Annotated in this window: 15 protein-coding genes; 7 read left to right on the top strand and 8 right to left on the bottom strand. The window is 65.5% G+C overall.

The window, feature by feature from the left end; translation table 11 throughout:
- The first annotated feature begins 468 nt into the window (after window positions 1-468).
- From V3328_RS23530 to V3328_RS23505, 6 genes are all read left to right on the top strand, one after another.
- Window positions 469-2,631 carry a S8 family peptidase gene (locus V3328_RS23530; RefSeq protein WP_340332173.1) on the top strand — a complete coding sequence of 721 codons (2,163 nt, stop codon included), beginning with the start codon at window positions 469-471 and terminating at the stop codon, window positions 2,629-2,631.
- A gap of 265 nt (window positions 2,632-2,896) precedes the next feature.
- Window positions 2,897-4,858: a hypothetical protein gene (locus V3328_RS23525; protein WP_340332172.1), complete on the top strand. Its 1,962-nt coding sequence runs from the start codon at window positions 2,897-2,899 to the stop codon at window positions 4,856-4,858.
- Window positions 4,859-4,900: 42 nt separating this feature from the next.
- Window positions 4,901-6,616, top strand: coding sequence for an AMP-binding protein (locus V3328_RS23520; protein ID WP_340332171.1), 1,716 nt, complete (start codon window positions 4,901-4,903; stop codon window positions 6,614-6,616).
- On the top strand, window positions 6,613-8,808 hold the full coding sequence (locus V3328_RS23515) for a cytochrome P450 (RefSeq protein ID WP_340332170.1): 2,196 nt from the start codon (window positions 6,613-6,615) through the stop codon (window positions 8,806-8,808). The genes V3328_RS23520 and V3328_RS23515 overlap by 4 nt, the downstream gene beginning before the upstream one ends.
- Window positions 8,787-9,092 (top strand): acyl carrier protein, encoded by a 306-nt coding sequence (locus tag V3328_RS23510; RefSeq protein WP_340332169.1) that lies wholly within the window; start codon window positions 8,787-8,789, stop codon window positions 9,090-9,092. The genes V3328_RS23515 and V3328_RS23510 overlap by 22 nt, the downstream gene beginning before the upstream one ends.
- The gene (locus V3328_RS23505; protein ID WP_340332168.1) at window positions 9,092-10,777 is read left to right on the top strand and encodes a carbamoyltransferase family protein; all 1,686 of its coding nucleotides are present in this window, start codon (window positions 9,092-9,094) and stop codon (window positions 10,775-10,777) included. The genes V3328_RS23510 and V3328_RS23505 overlap by 1 nt, the downstream gene beginning before the upstream one ends.
- 18 nt (window positions 10,778-10,795) lie before the next feature.
- Here V3328_RS23505 and V3328_RS23500 read toward each other — a convergent pair whose 3' ends face one another.
- Entirely contained in the window at window positions 10,796-12,427 is a 1,632-nt protein-coding gene (locus V3328_RS23500) for a B12-binding domain-containing radical SAM protein (protein WP_340332167.1), read from the bottom strand.
- A 187-nt stretch (window positions 12,428-12,614) separates the two neighbouring features.
- Window positions 12,615-12,890 (bottom strand): hypothetical protein, encoded by a 276-nt coding sequence (locus tag V3328_RS23495; RefSeq protein WP_340332166.1) that lies wholly within the window; start codon window positions 12,888-12,890, stop codon window positions 12,615-12,617.
- Between the two features lie 143 nt (window positions 12,891-13,033).
- Between V3328_RS23495 and V3328_RS23490 the strand changes: the two genes are divergently transcribed.
- Window positions 13,034-13,636: a hypothetical protein gene (locus V3328_RS23490; protein ID WP_340332165.1), complete on the top strand. Its 603-nt coding sequence runs from the start codon at window positions 13,034-13,036 to the stop codon at window positions 13,634-13,636.
- Between the two features lie 130 nt (window positions 13,637-13,766).
- Here the strand turns inward: V3328_RS23490 and V3328_RS23485 are convergent, their stop codons facing one another.
- The 6 genes from V3328_RS23485 to V3328_RS23460 form a co-directional block, all read right to left on the bottom strand.
- Window positions 13,767-14,201: a nuclear transport factor 2 family protein gene (locus tag V3328_RS23485; protein WP_378759016.1), complete on the bottom strand. Its 435-nt coding sequence runs from the start codon at window positions 14,199-14,201 to the stop codon at window positions 13,767-13,769.
- Window positions 14,202-14,317: 116 nt separating this feature from the next.
- Window positions 14,318-15,121, bottom strand: coding sequence for an SDR family oxidoreductase (locus V3328_RS23480; protein WP_340332163.1), 804 nt, complete (start codon window positions 15,119-15,121; stop codon window positions 14,318-14,320).
- Window positions 15,122-15,149: 28 nt separating this feature from the next.
- On the bottom strand, window positions 15,150-15,557 hold the full coding sequence (locus V3328_RS23475; RefSeq protein ID WP_340332162.1) for a GlcG/HbpS family heme-binding protein: 408 nt from the start codon (window positions 15,555-15,557) through the stop codon (window positions 15,150-15,152).
- Window positions 15,558-15,765: 208 nt separating this feature from the next.
- A complete protein-coding gene (locus V3328_RS23470) occupies window positions 15,766-16,641 on the bottom strand; it encodes a LysR substrate-binding domain-containing protein (protein WP_340332161.1) in 876 nt (291 codons plus the stop codon).
- A 253-nt stretch (window positions 16,642-16,894) separates the two neighbouring features.
- Window positions 16,895-17,971: a winged helix-turn-helix transcriptional regulator gene (locus V3328_RS23465; protein WP_340332160.1), complete on the bottom strand. Its 1,077-nt coding sequence runs from the start codon at window positions 17,969-17,971 to the stop codon at window positions 16,895-16,897.
- Between the two features lie 106 nt (window positions 17,972-18,077).
- On the bottom strand, window positions 18,078-19,373 hold the full coding sequence (locus V3328_RS23460; protein ID WP_340332159.1) for a CoA transferase: 1,296 nt from the start codon (window positions 19,371-19,373) through the stop codon (window positions 18,078-18,080).
- Between the last annotated feature and the right edge of the window lie 59 nt (window positions 19,374-19,432).

Raw genomic sequence — 19,432 nt, 5'->3', positions numbered from 1 at the left:
GTTTTCGCGTAAGAAAAGCGGTTGCCCCGAGTGGTGAAAAACGCGGCCGATCGATCGACCGGATTCGTGCGCAGACGTCGAATAGATAGACCTGCAGTACCGAGACTCACGGTCAAGAACAGATTTTTCTTCTCAATCGAATACATTTGAAGAAAATTATTACATAAGAATTATATTGATTTCCTTTTGAGATATAAATCAACCGTGTAAATTGATATGTATTTTGACTTATTGAGATTTGTAAGTTCAGAAACGTTACAATTATATCATATTATATTTTGCTTATTGGCGACAAATATCGCGTTTGATTGAAAAATGACGAATATATGTTAGAAATTGGCCATTGAATTTCGATTCCGTGCCGTCGAAGCTCGATATTTCCGAGGTGGTCGCACGGGGGTGCCGGGGGCGCCGCGCTGGCGGCGGTTTTGTTCACCTGAACCGCCTCCAGCCAGGGAGCTTTTCACAATGTCCACGATTGCAGATGCAGGGGGCCGCAGCCGGTCCCCGGGCAGGCGCTTGCGCGTCGCGGTGGCGGCGGCCTGCGCCGCGGCGGTGGCTGCGGCGACAGGCGTTGCGTCGTCTCCGGCCGCAGCGGCGATCGCGACGCCGCAGGTCTTCGTCGCCGACGGCAACGGCGGCAAGGTCAGGACCGATCCCGCCTATCTGGTGCAGAAGGCCGAAAGCCAGGGCGAAGTGCCCGTCATCGTCACCTTCGATCTCGATTTCGCCCCGGAGGGCGAGCTGTCGTCCTTCCAGGCAGCAAACCAGCGGGTGGCGATTGCGAGCATGGCCGACAGCGTGCTCAATCGCGTCGGCGGCGAAGACAACGTCAAGCGGTTCGACACGATACCGGCGCTGGCCCTGACCGTGAACGCTGCGGGCGTAAGGTCGCTGCTCAACCTGCCGAGCGTGGTGAAGATCGCGGAGGACACCGCGAAGGCGCCGACGCTGGTGGACAGCGTGCCGATCATCAAGGCCAACAAACTGTGGAAGCGCAAGAACAAGACCGGCAAGGGCTGGGTGGTCGCGGTGCTCGACACCGGCGTCGACCTGAACCACCAGGCCTTCCGGCGCAAGATCGTTTCGCAGGCCTGCTACTCCACCACCAACGCCGTGCAGAACTCGACCTCCGTCTGCCCGCGCGGCAAGGACAGCGCGGTGGGCGGCCGGTCCGGCAAGTACTGCAGTCTGAGCATCACCGGTTGCGACCACGGAACGCACGTTTCCGGCATCGCGGTCGGAAAGCCGAGGAACCGCTACAAGGGGGTCGCCAAGCAGGCCGACCTCATTCCGATCCAGGTCTTCTCGAAGTTCACCGGGTCGACGCAGTGCGGCGATTCCGGCACCTGCGTGAAGAGCTACGACAGCGACCAGATGAAGGCGCTCGAGCGCGTCTACAAGCTCCGCAAGCGCTTCAAGATCGCCTCGGTGAACATGAGCCTCGGGGGTGGCGCCTATACCGGACCGTGCGATTCGGCCTCCATCAAGCCGGTCATCGACAATCTCGTCTCCCGGAAGGTGGCCGTCGTCATCGCCTCCGGCAACAACGGCTACGACGGTGCGATCAGCTCGCCGGCATGCATTTCCTCCGCCATCGCGGTGGGCAGCACGACGAAGAGCGACGGGGTCTCGTGGTTCTCGAACCACAGCGCGCTCGTCGACCTGATGGCGCCGGGCAGCGACATCGAGGCGCCGGTGCCCAAGCGCAACAAGCTCGGCGTCAAGAGCGGCACGTCGATGGCCACGCCGCACGTTGCGGGCGCGTGGGCGTTGATGAAGCACTCGAAGCCCAAGGCCAAGGTGCATGAGGTGCTGCGCGCGCTCGCCTGCACCGGCAAGGAGGTCGAGCGGGCCGGCATCACCAAACCCCGCATCGATGTCTTCAAGGCCTATCGGGTGCTGCGCCGCTCCAAGAACAGGCAGACCTGGACGTTCAAGAACAATCGCCAGGTCAAGGACTGGGAAGACGAACTCGGCAACTGGCGCCGTCGCGGCAACAACCTGTACGTCCATGGTGGCGGCGACAATGTCTGGCTTGCCGCCACGAGCCCCTTCTGCGCCAGCGGTATCCGGGTGGTCGCCAAGGTCAAGCGCATCGACAAGGACACCGCCACCAACTGGAACAGCGGATTGTTCCTGTACTCGCGCATCGACGACGACAAGAACATGTCCGGCCTGTGGTTCGCCTACAACAAGTATGACGACAGGGGCCGCCGGAAGCGCGGCCAGGCGGTGATCTGGCGTGTCGCCGGCCACAACGGCATCACCGACTCGGGCGGCGACAACGACCTGCTCTGCCTCACCGACAATGTCAGGATCAACGAGCAGCGCTACAACAAGCTCAAGGTGGTCAGCAAAGGCGGAGTCCACAGGTTCATCCTGAACAACAGGGAGGTGTGCAGCGCCGCGGATGCGACGTTCAAGACGGGCGACGTCGCGATGGTCATGGCGAGCCCCGGCAATGACAGGAGTCACAAGTACTTCGTGAACTACGTCCAGGCCACACAACTCAAGGCTGCCGACATCGCGGTGGCAAGCGGACCGGCGACGACCCCCCTCGAGGTGCCGTCGGGTGCCAGCCCGCTCGGTGCCGGCCTGCGCTCTGCCGCGGCCGCCTCGACCAACTGACAGCGACCCGACCGGGGCCCTGTCGCAAAGCACGAGCGGCGGCGTCATCGCGACGCCGCCGTTTTCGTGCTTGGCTTCAACAAGCCTATTGCAGATCCGTTCATGAGGCGCCAAAATTTCGACGTCTTCGGTCCCCAGATTCGGGATCGAAGGCTGCCTCCAAGATTGATTGGTGCAATCCGGGTTGCAGGCGAGGGAGTCTATTCTCCTGCTGAGCGGCGCGGGTGCGCCACGGCTGCAGGCGGCTAGCCCGGATGTACTGAGAATGGCTGGAACGGCCGCCCCTCCCGAGACGCTGGACCGTCGCACGATCCGGGCCGACGGCAGAACGTCCGTGCGCCGGGAGGGTTTCGCGCCGTCGGTCGAAAGTCTGCTGTCCAGCGGCAGGGTCACAGAGGCGCTTCGGGTATCGGACCTAGAATGTGCGGCTGATCCCGGAAACACCGGCATTCTTCTGAAGAGGGCATCCGTGCTCAACGCGATGCTGCGCCAGGTCGATGCAGCGGCGGTGCTCGACGACGCGCTCGATCGCGATCCCGCGAACCTTGGCCTGCGCATATCGCGGGCGCGGCTGGCCGGCGCGCTGGGAGACTGGCAAACCGGGGAGGCGCACTGTCAGGCCAATCTGGACCTGTCTCCCTCCCATCCGGCGACGCTGCTCGCCCGGCTGGAGACGGCGTCCGCGGTGAACCTGTCGGGACCGCAGTGGAAGACCCTGGCCGAGGAGACACGGGCTCGCCTCGAAACCGGACTGGAGTCGGGGACGGGCCGGCCGGAGGAATACCGCCTGGCACTGGGTGACCTCGCCTTTCAGGAGCGCGACTATGATGGCGCGCTCGACTGGTGGCGGTCCGCAGGGCTCGAAGACGAGACCTCCAATCGACGCAGCGTGCAGATCGCCCAATGCCACCTGTTCCTGATCGATGACACCTCCGCGCGAAAGTGCATCGGCGCCGTTCTCGAGGCTGCTCCGGACAGCGTACCTGCCCTGCAACTGTTGGCCGAACTGGAGCTGTCCCTCGGGAACTGGGCGAAATCCCTGGAGATCAGGTCGCGGCTGCTGACGCTCGGCGGGTTGCACCGCGTTTCGGTGGGTGTGCGTCTTGCCCAGGACCATCTGCTGCGAGACGAACAGGACAGGGCGGAGAGGCTGCTGGAGCGCTGCGCGGAGCTAGCGGTGGAGCGCCCGGAAATATCCTATGCAAGGCTGCTGATGCGACAGCAACGGGCGGCCGAAGCCTGGGAATATGCAGGGCGTTGGGAGGACTGGATGGACCAGTCTCCGATGGTCGCCCAGTTGTTCGAGGATCTGGAAGCGGTGTTCGGAGGACGACGGGGGCGAGGGGGCTCACCCTGCGGCTTGCCGGCGGCGCGGGAGGAGGAACAAGCGGGCCCACCGAAGACGGCGGACGAGGTTCGGGTCCTTTTCGAGGAACTGGAGCCACGTGCAAGTGACGCCCTGGGAATACGCCAGAATCTGAGGATTGCCTGGACCGTGCGGGAGCCCGACGGCACCCCGTACAGGGAGTGGCTGGAAGCGGTCTTCCGGTCGACTGCCAGCAACTGCCTCTTCGTGCCGAAACCCCTGGTGAGTGCGCAGGAAGTCGCGCAACTGACGGTCGCCTCGGACTTCGATGTTCTGCGCCCGTTCTCGGACGGCGGCCATCCCGTGCTGCTTGCCTGCAGTCATCAGGGTCTTTTCACGCAACACCTGATGTCGCTCTACTTTCCGAAACTGCGGTTCGTAACGGTGAGCAACACACTCGACGGCGCCGGCGATCCCGATCGCCGCAACCTGTCCCTGGGCGGCGACAGGATAGGCGCCGCAGCGCGACTGGTGCAGGCCTTGCGGCAGGGTGAAACGATCATACTGCCCCTGGACAATTCTTCCCTGTCGATGATGTCGTCGATGCCGGTCAGCGCCGCGACCGGCAGACTGTTCGGCGTTCCCACCCGCATTCCCGACACCATTCCGCGGCTTGCGCGCGAGTTTAAAAGACCGAGCTTCTGGGTCTTCAGCTACTGGCAGGACAGACATATTCGCTATGACATTCAGCGCATGCCCGACTTCGAAGAGGGGGAGGAAAAGACTGCATGGCACAACAGGTGGGCCGCAGCCTATCTCGCGCGGCTGGAAGCCGCGATGAAGGGGCGCGCTCAAAGCATCAACTGTGCGGCGCCTCTTTGGCGCCACCTGATGGTGAATGGCGACAAAGCCACTGATTAAAAAACCGCCGGGGTTTCGGCGAACGGGACTGTGTCACTCCTGATGAGGGTGTCTTTGACGGCCTGCCTGTCGCAGCGGCTTCTCGCGAAGGAGAACGACGCCGTCTTCTCCGTCGTCCGCCGTTTTGGCGCCAGCCAACCCAGCCATCTCACAGGCGCCGACCTGATCGAGCGGGCCCGGGCGATGCTGTCCGTGTGGGAGCAGGCCTGTGGGCCGGGACCGAAGACGGTCGTGCTCGCCTATGGCTGCGGCGAGCTGTTCCTGAGCTCGCTCGTCGCGGGGCTGCTGGCAGACATCACCATGGTCCCCATCGCGATACCGAGGCCCGGGTCGCAGTCCGATCGCACGCGCCATATCGTCAGGGACAGCGGCGCATCTGCCGTTTTCTGCGAAGCCGGCCAGATCGACAACCTGGGGAAAAGCCTGAGCCACGCTGGTCGGGAGGATCTGCCCTGTCCCGTCGTCGGGCTTGGCGCCGATGCCGCGGTGGCGGCTGCCCTTCAGCCGGCCCGGGAGGCGAGGGTGCCTGCGTCCCCCGATCCGGACCCGCCTGTGTTCGTCCAGTACACCTCCGGCTCCACGCGTCTTCCGAAGGGGGTGCGGATATCCGCCGAACAGATACTCGCCAATGCCGCTCTATGCGGCGACCGGTTCGGTCTCTGCGAGACCACCCGCTTCGTCAACTGGCTGCCGCACTACCATGACATGGGCCTGATGGGCGGGATTCTGTATCCCCTGTTGCGCGGCGGCTTCAGCGCCCAGATGAGCCCGCACGAAATGGTCCGCAGCCCGGCCTTCTGGCTCCGAACCATTTCCGACCTGCGGGCAACGGTGAGCGGTGGCCCGGCGTTCGCCTTTGCCCACGCCCTTGCCCATGTGTCCGAGCGCGACTGCGACGGACTGGACCTGTCTTCCTGGGCGACCGCCTTCTGCGGCGCCGAACCCGTTCCGGCAGATCTGCTGCCCGCGTTCCGCAAGCGCTTCGGGAGGGCGGGGCTGCGGCCGGATGCCGTCTTTGCCTGCTACGGCCTTGCCGAATACACGCTCTATGCTGCCGGCGAGAGCGCGGCCGAATTACCGCCGGAGGTTGCCGAGCACACCTGCCCCTGCCGCCTGAGCGCCGAAACGCGGGCGGTGATCGGGATCTTCGATCCTGACAGCCGCCTGCCCGTCGCCGAGGGAGCCAGGGGCGAGATCTGGCTGCGGGGCCCATCGACGGGTCGCGGATACCTGAACCTTCCCGAGGAAAGCGCAGCGACATTCGGGGTCGCCGCGGCGGGCTGCGAGAGCGACGGAACCTGGCTCAGGACCGGCGACATCGGAATGATCGTCGGTGAGTGGCTCTATATCACGGGCCGGATCAAGGACATCCTGATCGCAAACGGCCGGAAGATTGCCGCGAGCGAACTGGAGTGGCTGGCCGCAAGCCAGCACGATGCGCTCAATCCGGCGGCCGCCGCGGCGTTCATGACCGATCCCGCCCAGGGCGGGCACGCGGTGCTGATAATCGAACGGAAATCGAGCAGGGCGGTGATCGAGGATCCGGAGGGCGTCAAGGACGCGATCGTCCGGGCCGTCGCCGGGGAGTGGGGCATCACGCTCGACGAGATCCGCGTGTTGCCGCGCGGCAGGCTGGCGCGGACGAGCAGCGGCAAGATCCGCCGCCAGGCCATTGCCGCCGACTGGCGGGCCGAGCGGCAGGGCGCCGGTGCGGGCTGCGTCGATACCGCCACCTCGATGAAAGCGGCCGGATCATGAGCGCGCCGATCCCCGTGCCGCCTCCCGTGGTGGTGTCCGATCCGGCCGCCGCCGTAGACGTCCTGCGCGACCGCGGCTACAGCGTCGCCAATATCGGGTCCCATCTCGACAGACTGGAGGAGGCTACGGGCGAGGATTTCGCAACCCTCAGGGAGGTCATCCAAAGCTCGCTGATCTATCAGTCCGGCAGCGGCCATCTGCAGACCCGCCGCGTCCTTGCGAAGTTCTTCGGGGAAAGGTCGATCTCCGAGTGGTCGGACGCGATAGACGCGGAGATCGAGGCCCAGGTCGGACGGCTGGCGGCGAGCCGGAGTCCGGACCTGGTGCGCGACTTCACAGACCCGCTTTTCGCCGGGATCATCGGCAGGCTGATCGGCTGCCGCCCGGGGCCGGCGACGGACCTTGTGGACATGGTTGCGAGAACCCGGGTGCTGACCGAGCCACTGCTGTCGCTGCGTCAGATGCGTTCCATGCAGGCTGCGCTCGGCGAGATCATGGCACTCGTTCCAACGGAGGGATTCGACCCGGACGTCCGGCCACGGCCGCTTGCCCAGGTCATCGCCGAGGACGAGCCGCCGGTGCCGGACGGGGTATCGATCGTCGCCACCATCGCCACACTGGTATTCGCGGCCCACACGATGGCGGAGAGCCTGGCCTTCGCCCTGTGGGGACTGCTGAGCCGGGAGCCTGCACTCTGGGAGGATGCCGCGACTGACGGGTGGAGGGAGAGGCAGCTCGAACGGCTCCTGAGCCTCTATCCTTCGACGCTGTACCTGTACCGCGTGGCGGATCGGGACGGCGAGGTGGCCGGGTGCCCGGTCCATGCGGGACAGACCGTCACCCTGCATATGCCGGCCATCAACGATCGGATCAGGGCACGGGCGGCGGATGCCGGGCAGACCGGCGAGTGTCCGCTGAAGGCCGGGCAGATCATGTCGTTCGGTACCGGCGCCCATAAATGCCCGGGCGAGGCGCTGGCCCGTCTCGTGATCGGCCGGGCGGTTCCGGCGCTCGCGGGCGCCTTCCCCAGGCTGACGCTCGAGCGGGAGGCCGTACGCTTCCTCAGGACCCATGTCATCCAGACCCCCAGCGCGCTTCCCTGCGATCTGTGGTCGCGCAACGAGAAGGCCGGCAGCAAGCTATGGCAGGTGAAAACTGCCTCGGCCGCGCGCAGGATCGTCACCGACGACGACGCGTTCGGTCCGCCCCAGATGGTCGATCATCTCACGGCGCTGGCGAGCTCCGGGGGGCTGGATCTCGACGTCGCCATCCGAATGGCACGCAACGCCCTGTTCTTCTTGTCCGGAGAGCGGCACGACACCGCGCGCAGACTGGTCGCTCATACGCTCGGCGGCAGCCGCATCGCCGACTGGGAGCCGCACGTAGCCGCCACGATCGGCGCCGCGATCGTCAGCCTGTCCGCAGTGCCGAAGCCGGATCTGGTAAGCGATTTTTCCGAGCCGTTGTGCAGGGTGGTCAACCGGCATGTGCTCGGGCTTCACCCGACCGACCTCGACAGGTTCGACCGCCTCGCCCCGGAATTCCACAAACTGCTGGAGCCGATGCTGTCGCTCAGGGAAATCCTCGAGTTGCAGGAGGTGATGGCGGAGACGATCGCTCTCGTGCCGCTGGAGGCGCCGGCGGGGGAGGGAATGCCAAAGGGCCTGCTGCAGGCGCTTGTCGAGGCGCGGCATCCGGAGTTCGATCCGGAAGACGGCCGGGCCCTTGCGCTCATCCTGTACGGCGCTGGCTTCAACATGGCCCACACCTTGTCGAACGCGTTGCACTGGATCCTGTCGCTGCCGGCGGAAGACCGGCGGGGCGTTCACGAGAGCGCCTGGATTGCGGACAGGATGGAGACCATCCTGTCGTTGCTCGGGGGCCCGAAGTTCATCTACCGGATGGCGCGCCGCGACGTCGAGATCGATGGAATGGCGTTTGCGGCACGCGACACGGCGAGGATCCATCTCGCTCAGGTGAATCGCGCATTGCCCTCCGGCCATCTCTCCTTCGGTCGCGGACTTCATCACTGCGTCGGCGCCGCCCTCACCAGGCTGACGTTGAAACTCGCGATTCCGGCGTTGTTCCGACGCCATCCGGATCTGGCGCTGGAGCCGCAGGCACACGTCTATTCCGACTACTCGCAGTCTGTTGCGTTGAAGTCGCTGAAATGCAGGAAATTATCGCCGTGACACGTCCCATCCAGGAGAGCGCTGAAGTGACGTCAGAAGCAGACAGATCCGCACGGGTACTCCCGTTCCTGAAGGAAAGGATTGCCGCGCGCATCGGGATCCCGCCGGAGCAGGTGACCGAGCAATCGGTGCTCGTGGAACTGGGCCTGCAGTCAATCGATGCGGTGCTTGTCTGCGGAGAGGTGGAAGACGAGTTCGGCATCGAGCTGAACCCGTCGTCAATCTTCGAGCATGAGGCGCTGGGGGGATTTGCGCAGGAAGTCATCGGCCTCGTGGAGGCCTGATGCGGCGCTGGCATCTCGGCCTCTCGACCTCCGGACACGATCCGGCGCTCGCCCTGGTGGACGAAAGCGGCCGCGTCGCCTTCGCCGAAGCGAGCGAACGGTTCCTGCAGGACAAGCGGGCGTGGGGAATAGCCCCCGATCATGTGCCGCATCTCGAGGCCGCCCTGGCCACGGTGGGCTTCGACTTCGGCCAGGACCAGCTCACCGTCGCCTCGAGTTGGTCGGGCGTGAAGGCGGACATTCCCGTCCAGGTCTCCGGCGCGCTGTTGCCGGCATCGGACGGACAGTGGCTGCGCTGCCTGCAACGCAGCGCGCAGGAAAACGCCGGGGCGTCGCTGATGCGGCTCGGCCTAAGCGAGACGATGCCGCAGGTGCGGCGGTTCGACCATCATCTGTGCCATGCGGCCGCCGCCTGCCATGGCGCACCCTTCTCCGATGCCACCTGCCTGGTCATCGACGGCGAAGGCGACGTCGGCGCGGCGTCGCTGTTCCGCATGAAGGACCGGGTGCTCAAGCGTAGCTGGCGCTCATGGGGACCAGGGAGCCTGGGCACGTTCTATGCCTGGCTTACCCGCCAGTGCGGCTTCGACTGGCGCGCCGGCGAGGAATGGAAAGTGATGGGCCTGGCGGCGTTCGGCGAGGCGCGTCCCTCCCTCGTCGAGGCGCTCGCCGGGATGATCGTGGTCGACCGCGGCCGGATACTGTTTGCGGACGAAGCCTTCTTGAATGCCGCCCGGCGCGCCGTGGCCGACCACGCGAGGGCGCCGGACGAGCCGGTGATGAAGGCGGCGGACCTGGCGGCATCCGGCCAGGCGGCCTACGCGATCCTGGTCGACCGGTTGCTGGCATCCGTGCTCGACCAGGGCGGCGGCGATCTGGTGTTGACCGGCGGCTGTGCGCTCAACTCCTCCTATAACGGTACGATCGCGACGCGCTTTCCGGGCACGAACGTCTTCGTCCCGCCGGCGCCGGCGGACGACGGCAACGCCGTCGGGGCCGCGCTCCTGAGCTGGCAGGCGGACAATCCGGGCGCGCCGCTGCCCCAGGGCGACGGCAGCGCGTTCCTCGGCAGTGCGGCGAAGCCGCAGGCTGTCGACAAGATCGCGGCCAGTGCCGGGGCGCTCCGGGTCACCAGGCCGGGAGACAACAGCGCCGCGGTACTGGCGGGCCTGCTGAGCAGGGGACGGATCGTCGGTGTCATGCGCGGCCGCGCGGAGCTTGGGCCTCGGGCACTCGGCCACCGGTCCATCCTCGCGGATCCGCGGCCGGCCGACATGAAGGATCGCATCAACGGCCGGGTGAAGGGGCGGGAAGCATACCGTCCCTTCGCACCGGTCGTTCCCGCCGACCGCGTGGCGGAGTGGTTCCTTCGGGACCAGGCGTCGCCCTACATGTCCTTCACCCTGCCGTGGCGCGGCACCGTGAAGGATCGCGTGCCCGCCGTGGTCCATGCGGACGGCACGGGCCGCCTGCAGACCGTCGCCGCGGGCACCAATGCCTGGATGGCCTCGCTGCTGGAAGAAGTCGAGCGCGTGACCGGTCTGCCGATCGTGCTGAACACGAGCTTCAACATCATGGGCAAGCCCATCGTTCATTCCGCGGAAGACGCGATGGCGGTGCTGATGACAACCGGGCTGGATGCCGTGCTCGTGGAGGACCTGCTGGTGGAAAAGGATCCGGCCTGACGCTCCGCTCGCGTTCTGTCAGGGAGCGATCCGCTCGGGGATGCGTATCGGCTGCCAGGCCTGCAGCCGCGCCATGCGGTCGTCGCTGAAGCCGATGTCGAAGGGCGGGGCGTCCATCTTGGCCCATGCAGGGTCGTACATGCCGTTCTTCGACAGGTTCACGAGGATCGCCAGGTAGCGAATGACCACTTCGCTCACCGAACTGCCGATTTCGGGCCGGTGGCGGGCGGAAGCCAGTGCCTCGTCGATCACGCCCCGGAAGGACGGGTCGAGCTTGACGGCCTCGCGGATGACCGTCGAGGCCAGCCAGGTGGCGAGCGGGCGCGGCTTGCGACCGCGGCGGGGCCCCTGATCCGCCCATGGCGGCGGCGCCAGGAGGCGTACGATCTTCTCCAGCCGGATCAGGAAGCTGTCAGGATGGTAGAGCCTGCTGATCAGCCAGCGCAGGCCGACGTACAATTCTTCGCGCGTCATCTGCGCGGGCTCGAAGTTGGAGGTGAAATAGGGCGGCGCCCCCGACTTGAGCGAGGGGTCTTCGAGCAGCCGCCCCTGTTCCCGCATTTCGTCGAAGAGGGGGGTCGCGACAGGAGCGACCAGCGGACCGACCCGGGCGGACCCCGCCGGCAGCGCCATCGCGAAGCGGAACTGCTGCTCGAACGACTCCAGGGTGTCGCTGTCGAAGCCGACGATGAAGGCCGGCTCGATCTTGATGCCCGCTCTCACAGACTTCTCGCACTGGCTTATCAGGTCGAAGCCCTTGTTCGGGCGCTTGTCGCACTCCTCGAGCGCCAGCGGGTCGCTGGTTTCGATGCCGACGAAGTTGGTGAGGATTCCCGCCCGGTGGCAGTCCGCCAGCATGTCATCGTGCCGGGTCATGTTGATCGACATCTGGGTCTGGAACGACACCGGGTCCCGACCGTCCGCACCGTTCCAGTCGATGATCGCCTGCAACAGGGTCCTCGCCACCTTGCGGTTGGCGGTGAAGTTGTCATCGGCGATCAGGATGGAGGAGAATCCCAGGTCGTACAGGCGCTGGATTTCGTCGATTACCTGGCCCGGGTCCTTGTGGCGCTGCCTGTTGCCCAGATACTGGATCACATCGCAGAAGTTGCAGGTGAAGGGGCAGCCCCGGCTCGACTGCACCACGCCGCTCACCAGCCGTTCGTGCGGATAGAGATCCCAGCGCGGGGCAGGCGATGTCCGCATATCCGCAGCGCGGCCCGCATAGTGGCGCTGCAGGGTACCTGCTGCCATGTCGGCAAAGAAGGTCTCGGCGATCGGCTCCAGTTCGCCAACCACCATGCTGTCGCAATGGTCGGCAAACATTTCCGGCAGCAGAGAGACATGGGGGCCGCCCACCACCACGGTCTTTCCCCTGGCGCGGAAGGCGTCGGCAATCTCGATGGCGCGCTGAGCCTGGGACACGTTGGCGGTGATGCCGATAACGTCGGCGTCGCTGTCGGGCGGGAGCGTCTGCGTGGCTTCGTTCAGAAGTTCGACGTCGATGCCATCCGGCACCATCGCCGCGACCGTCGCTATAGAGGTCGACGGCGACATCTCATAGCCGCCGATGCTGGCATCGAACGCGTTGAGAGGGCTGTCCTCCCCCTTCCTCAACTCATGGCGTGGCGCAACCAGCAGAAGCTTCAACCGGGGCAGTCCCACATCCGATGACCTTGAAAAATGTCTCACAGGAGCGACTGGTGTGCAACAATTAGTCGGGCGCCCCGACCGCTTCGGGAATCGAGATCCAAGGACCTTCCGGGGCGGCATGTTCAGCTTCGCCGCGCGGCAGGGCGCGTCGTGACGCGGCAAGACAGTCCGGACCCGAGCACAGTCACCGTACGGAACGGAAATTGCCCCTGGTCAGTCGCTTGAAATGGCTGACCGCCCTGCGCAGCTCACCGATCTCGTGGTGTTCGAGGGCGGCGAGCAGTTCGCATTCGACAGCAATCCAATCGTTTACCGGTTCGATACCTGCCAACCAGGCATCCTGTGCAGTCACGATTGCCTTCTCCGCAGTGTCCACGCTGTAGGTGCGACCGCAGATCGCCACCCGGACGGGCCTGATCGGCGTGTCGGCAGAAGCCAGATTAACCATCATGGGAAGCATTGGGCGCTTCAATTCTGTCGGTATCGTGGCGTGGCCTCCCGCCGGCGGATTAATCCATCCCCAACACCCGGGAGCCCGCAAGTCAGTTCGGGATTCGCTGCTGAAATATTCCGGAAACCATTTTGCGGTGGCGGGACATTGGAGTGAAACCGCTGCAGGGCATGAAGCCTCATTGGGTCACATCAACCTGGAGGTTTGAAATGCCAACTTCCTTCAATACGAACTTCAACGTCCGCGCCGCACTCGCCGCCACGGCCGTGGCGGCGATCACCCTCGCGTCTGCCGGTGCGGCGCAGGCCAAGTCGGACAGTGTGTTCAGTCATCTCAAGGGGCAGCCGGGACAAGCGGGAGCGGCGGCCGAAGTCTACGAGCCCGCCCAGACGCTGCCGGCGCCCAAAGACTCAAGGCCGTTCCGGCAGACCAAGCGCGTGTTGTGCAACACCGAGGAGGTCTGCACCTTCCTCCTCCAGAAGGTTCGGGCGAACAGGCTGCTCGAACTGCAGAATATCTCGTGCTTCACGACCGGCATGTCGCCCGGTGCCGTTCTGACCAACTCCCCCGACCCGGATGATCTGGAAACGTCGGTCGTGGCGGTCATCCCGGCCATCAACGACAGCGTTTCCGCCACCAACGGAGCGGGCCCGTATTATTTCAAGGGCGGTGAGCAGGTCATCATCCTGATGAGCGGTCTGGCCGGCGGTGTTGGCGTCTGCTCGATCTACGGCACGATATCGAAGGCGGGATAAAAAGGGAGAACACGAGCAGTTGTCTCGTCGTCGCGACCAAGGCAGCAGCAAGAGGCAGGGGCGACTTCTCCGGAAGCCGCCCCGCCCCGGGGCAAGGAGCCGAGCCATTCTCGGAACGGGCTTGCCGGCGTCACTTCGTCTGGACCGGTGCGACGCGCTCCCAAAGATCGTTGAAAGCGATGCTGTCGAAAAATGCCGAGGCCCTGACAATCCTGCCGTTGTCCAACTCGAGGAACCAAGCGTAGGTATTTTCGTACGGCTGCCCGTCGCGCGCGGTGCCGGCTGCGTCGAAGAAGACGATGACGGTATCGCCGTCGGCGTACATCTCGCGGATGACCGGCTTGAGGCCGACGCTCATCCGGCCGACGAACGGCCTGATCACCTCACTCATGAAGGCTTCGCGGCCGTTGTACGTTTTCGAGGCCAGCGAGTTGCCCGTGATGGTCCAGGTCGCATCCTCCGCGAGCAGGTCGTAGGGGCTTCCTGTTCCGTCGGCCCACGCATTGAAGCTTGCTTCCACGGCGGCCACGTTGCGAGTTTCGATGTCTTCTGCCGTTTCGGCCATGGCGGAACCTCCGATCACGATTGCGGCCAGCAGTGCCACACTTGCGATGAATCCGGGCATAGCGATTTTCCCCTTCGCCGGCGGGCGCCCCGTTGCGCCTTCGTTGCCGGATGGTCTCAGATCCGGTTTTCCCACGCTGCGAGCTGATGGGCCTTGAGCATGTCCTCGATCGACTTCGGAACCACGTTGCGGAACTTGCCGGTCTCGGCAGGCACGATCTCGATCATCCGGTCGATCATCTCCTGCGGATCCATCTTGCCCTCCGGGGTGGCAAAGAAATCGTCGAACCCCTTCCGCAGGTCGGCCCGTTTCGTGAAATGCTTGCTGTCGTCCAGCCAGCGGAACGGATTGTCCGCCATCGTCTCGTTGTAGCCGGTGTAATAGGCGCCCGGATTGATCGTCTGGACCTTGATCCCGTAAGGGCTCAGTTCCTGCTGCATCGCCTCCGCGAACGCTTCCAGCGCATGCTTCGTCGACACATAGGTGCCCCAGTTGGCGGGAGTGAACAGGCCGCCCATCGATGACGTGAAGACGACCTTTCCCTTCGTCCCATCGCGCACCCACTTGCGAACGACGCCCTGGGTGAGGACGAGCGGAAGGAAGACGTTCACCTCGTAGTTCCTGCGAACGAGATCGACCGGTATCTCCCAGACCGGACCGGCTTCGCCCATGCCGGCATTGTTCCACAGCACGTCGAAATCCCACGTCTGGGCCTGTGCGATGTCGTAGGGATCGGTCAGGTCGAGCCGCTCTACCCGAAGATTGTCGAGCCCCAGGGCCTTCGCCTCCTCGCGAAGCGGGGTGACCTGGGAGGAGACTTGGGTCGTGGCGATGACATGGTGGCCGTTCTTAGCCATGCCGATGCCCGCGGCCTTGCCGAAGCCGGAGCCGGCACCCGTTATCAGTATCGTCTTGCTCATATTGGTCTCCACTGGATGAAAGGTTCGGTCATTCAGGGATTGCGGCGGCCGCGGCTGCGGCGGCCACGACACGGTCCTGATCGACGGCGCCGCCAGAGACACCGACGGCGCCGATGACACCGCCCGCCTCGTCGCGGATCGGGATGCCGCCGGCGAAGACGACGAGGACGTCGTTGGTGGCGGCGAGCCCCGGAGAGGACGCGCCGGGCTTGCAGAATTCCCCGACGTCCTCGGTATTCATTCCGAACAGCACCGCAGTCTTCGCCTTCTTCAGGGCGATGTCGATCGACCCCAGAAGAGCGCGGTCCATGCGGGAGAACGCCTTCAGGTGGCCGCCGGCATCGAGCACGGCGATGTTCATCGGAACACCGATCTCGCCTGCCATGGCTTCGCCGGCGGCGACAACGGCACCGGCATGGTTCGAGTTGATGTTCATCTCTTCGGTTCCGTGTCGGCACAGCCGGCGCCGTGGCCATGCCACGGATGGCGGCCAGATCGCCGGGAGCGCATCGGCTTGCGTCTTACGTCAGGAGAGGGCGGCTCTTGCCGCGACATCCGACACGATACTTCTCAGGGCGCCGTGCGCAATTGACGTGACGGAATAGGTTTATACCGAATCCTTATGGACGGTCGGGCCACGCAGATCAGCGTGCGGCCATCAAGGCGTCGATGAATTCGCGAACCAACTGCGACTTGGCCCGATCGGCTGGCAACAACAGCAGCGTCCTTACCTGCACACCGGGTTCGAAGGGCTTCAGAACGATCCTGGTCCGATCAAACCACCCGATCGAATGCGTACTGACCAGCGCCAGGCCAACGCCAGCCGCGACCAACGCCAGTGCCGTCGTGGCGGACATCGTCTGGACGACAATGCGGGGAAGTGCCCCCACTGTTGCCAGAACTTCCTCGAGCCTTCGCCGGGCAGGATCCTCCGGACTGTAGGCAATGAACGGCTCCCCATCGAGGTCGCTCGGCCCAATCACCTCTCTGTCCGCGAGCGGATGTCCGCACGGTATCGCGCACAGGGCATCGCGCGACAAGAAGGTCTGATGAAGGACACCGCTGACGTCAATCAGATCCGCAACCAAACCAATATCGAACCGGCCGGAGGCAATCAGATCGCGTGCATCGCGGGAAGGCAGCACGAGCAAGCTGACGCGCACGTCCGGATGCTGGGTGAGGAATGCGGCAATCGCAGTCGGGACGATTGAATGGCCGAGTGTCGGCATCGACGCCACCCGGATCTCGCCGCCGCCCCGGTCGCGTATGCGCGCGGCGGATGCCCTTATCGTGTCGATACCCCGAAAGGACGCCTCGACATCGTCGTACAGGATGCGCGCTTCCGGTGTCGGCACAAGCCGATTGCGGATGCGGGCGAAGAGGGGAAATCCCACCGATCGTTCGAGTTCGATGATGTTTCGGCTGACGGCCGGCTGCGAGACACCGAGCACTTCGGCGGCGCGTGAGGCCGTACCACACTTCATGACGGCCGCGAACGTTTCGATCTGGCGAAGGTTCATTCTGCAGCAACCCCCGATACCGATCAGGATATCTTACATCGGGAACCGGCGGACGGGAGCGTCACAGTAGGGTAGCAGGGCGGAAAGGCGGCGCCGGACTCAAGCGGCGGCTGCGTCCGAGGCGTAGGGGTGCCGCTTCAGTGTTCGAGTGCCCGCAGCTACGGCACCTGTGTCAGTGTTGTGCACCCCGACAACAAGACTGCGATCCGTGACGCGGATCTGCGGGACGGCGCCGTACGGGCTCGCGTCCGGGTCAGCCGTCGTCCAGGTGATCGTTGGTCGGTGCGTGGTATCTTTCGGGATCGTAGTTGAGACGGTAGCGCATGGAACCGGCGTCGATCTCTTGCTTGCACTCGGGACAGATCACGACCGGGTTGAAGTCGTTTCCGCAGGTCTTGTGCGTCAGGATCAACGGCGGCTTGCCCTGCGACAGCCAGCGATCGCCCCAGGCGAACATCGCGATGAAGGGGGCGTAGAGATCGCGGCCCTTGCTGGTCAGCACGTACTCGTAGCGGGGCGGCGAGCTGCTGTACTGGCGGCGGACGAAAACGTCGTGCCTGACGAAATGGGCGAGCCGGTCGGTGAGAATGTTCGGCGCGATGGTCAGGCGGGACTGCATCTGCTCGTAGCGGCGCGCGCCGAAGAACGCCTCGCGCACGACCATGAAGCTCCACTTGTCGCCGATGATCTCCAGCGTCTTCGACACCGAACTCGGCCGGCCGACCAGGAACCGGGAATTGCTGTAGGCCCGCCGGGCGTTGCGGCCTGGCCTGCCGGCTTCGTGACCCGCCCCCGGGCCGTCCCGGTAGGTGACGGTCGCAGCGGAGATCGGCTCCAGGCAGCTGGAGCAGGCGACGACCGGCTCGCACACGCATCCGCAGGTCGTGTGACGCAATTCCAGCGGCACCTTGGCCTCGTCGTCGTTCAGCCAGGTGTCGCCGTAGCGCTTCAGGGCCATGCAGCTCGGGTAGATGTCGTAGCCCTTCTTGGTCAGCCGGTACTCGTAGCGCTTGCTCGAGCCCTCCATCAGGACCTTCTTGAGGACGCCTTCCTGGACGAGCAGGCGAAGGCGGCTGGTCAGGGTCTGCCGCGGGATTTCCAGCGCGCTGCGGAAGCCGTCGAAATTGCGGACGCCGAAGAACGCCTCCCGCATGATCAGGAACGCCCAGGAATCGCAGAAGATGTTCATGGTGCGCGCGACGGAACAGTTGCGCTCCAGATGACCGCCGGGCTCGGCCGCCTTCTTCTTCCTCACCGCGCGGGGGCGCCGGGATTGGCCGTCCGCCGATGGGGTCTGCAGTTCCGCCATTTCGCTCTTCTCGATCGGCATCCGCGGGCTATCGCGCCTCGGGCGCGAGGCGCGTCAATCGGGAGGTGTCTATATGTCGGAAGCAGTCCGCCGCCGCAAGGAGGGCGTCCTGCGCGCCCCGGCGACCTCATGGCGCGCCGGCCACCGAGGCTCCGGGCGCCGGAACGGCAGTCCCTTCCGAGTTTCGTCCCTGCTCCTGCTGCTCCGCCGCCGGTTCGCCCGCCACCACGCCCTGCGCGCGCAGGCGGGCGATTTCGGCAGAGGACAGTCCGAGCATCTCCGACAGGACGGCCTCGGTGTCCTCTCCCAGACGCGGCGCGGGTTTCGGCGGCAGCGCTTCGGCCGGGGGCGGGCGCAACGGAGAGCCGGGCATCAGGATCTGCCCGACGTCCGGCTGCTCGACCAGCGAAAAGAGCGGATTGCGGGGCGAGCATCTGGGGTCCTCGCGGACGAGCTGCCCGAAGTCCTGGAAGGGACCCCAGATCACGCCTTCGCGCGACAGGGCGTCGCCCACGTCGGCCAGCGACCGTCCGGCGAACCAGGGCTTCAGGAGGGCCGCGATCATGTCGCGGGCGCGGTAGCGTCCGCCCTCGCTGTCGAGATCGAGGCCGAGGGCCCTGCCCGCCGCCTCGAACGTCTCCGTCAGCGCGGTGGCCCGAAGCAGGGCGTGCCACTGCCGGTTCGATATCGCGACGACCATGACGCGCCGGCCGTCGGAGGTCTCGAAGTCGCGGCCGAAGGCGCCGTAGACCTCGTTGCCGGCGGGCTGGCGCACCGCGCCGTTGACCTGGACGTCGGCGACGTAGCCGAGATTGGCGACCGTCGCGAGCATCACGTCGGACAGCGACAGGGCGATCTCGCGTCCCGTCCCGGTCCTGCGGCGGGCGCGATCGGCAGCGAGCAGGCCGACCGAGAGATAGAGCCCGGCCGCCACGTCCCAGGCAGGCAGCACATGGTTGACGGGCGGCCCGCCGAACCCGGTGGCGGCCGGAAACCCGCTGGCGCAGTTGACGGTGTAGTCCACGGCCGGCGTCCCGTCGTAGTTGCCGGTCAGCCGCAGCGAGATCAGGTCCTCGCGGTCGCGCGCCAGCTCCTCGTGCCCCATCCATCCGCTCGCCGGCAGGTTGGTGAGAAGGATGCCGCCTCCTTCGCCGGGGGCGGTGATGAGCGCCCGGGCGATGTCCCGCCCCGCGTCGCTGCGCAGGTCCAGCGCCACGGAGCGCTTGTGCTTGTTCAGTCCGGTCCAGTAGAGGCTGCGGCCGCCCGGGGCGAGCGGCCAGCGGCGGTAGTCGATGTTGCCGCCGATCGGGTCGATGCGGATGACGTCGGCCCCGAGCTGGGCAAGCGTCATGCCCCCGATGGGCGCGGCCACGAAGGCCGACACCTCGACTACCCGCAGGCCATCCAGCAGTGGCGCCGTCATCCGATTCATTCCCGTCTGTCAGAGGTCCGGCCCCGGGGAGGACGCCCGGCGAGCGTCGC

This window comes from Microbaculum marinum, assembly GCF_037855135.1.
GTDB lineage: Bacteria > Pseudomonadota > Alphaproteobacteria > Rhizobiales > Tepidamorphaceae > Microbaculum > Microbaculum marinum.
The sequence above is the reverse complement of the archived record's forward strand: the minus strand, read 5'-3'. Positions and strand labels throughout refer to the sequence as shown.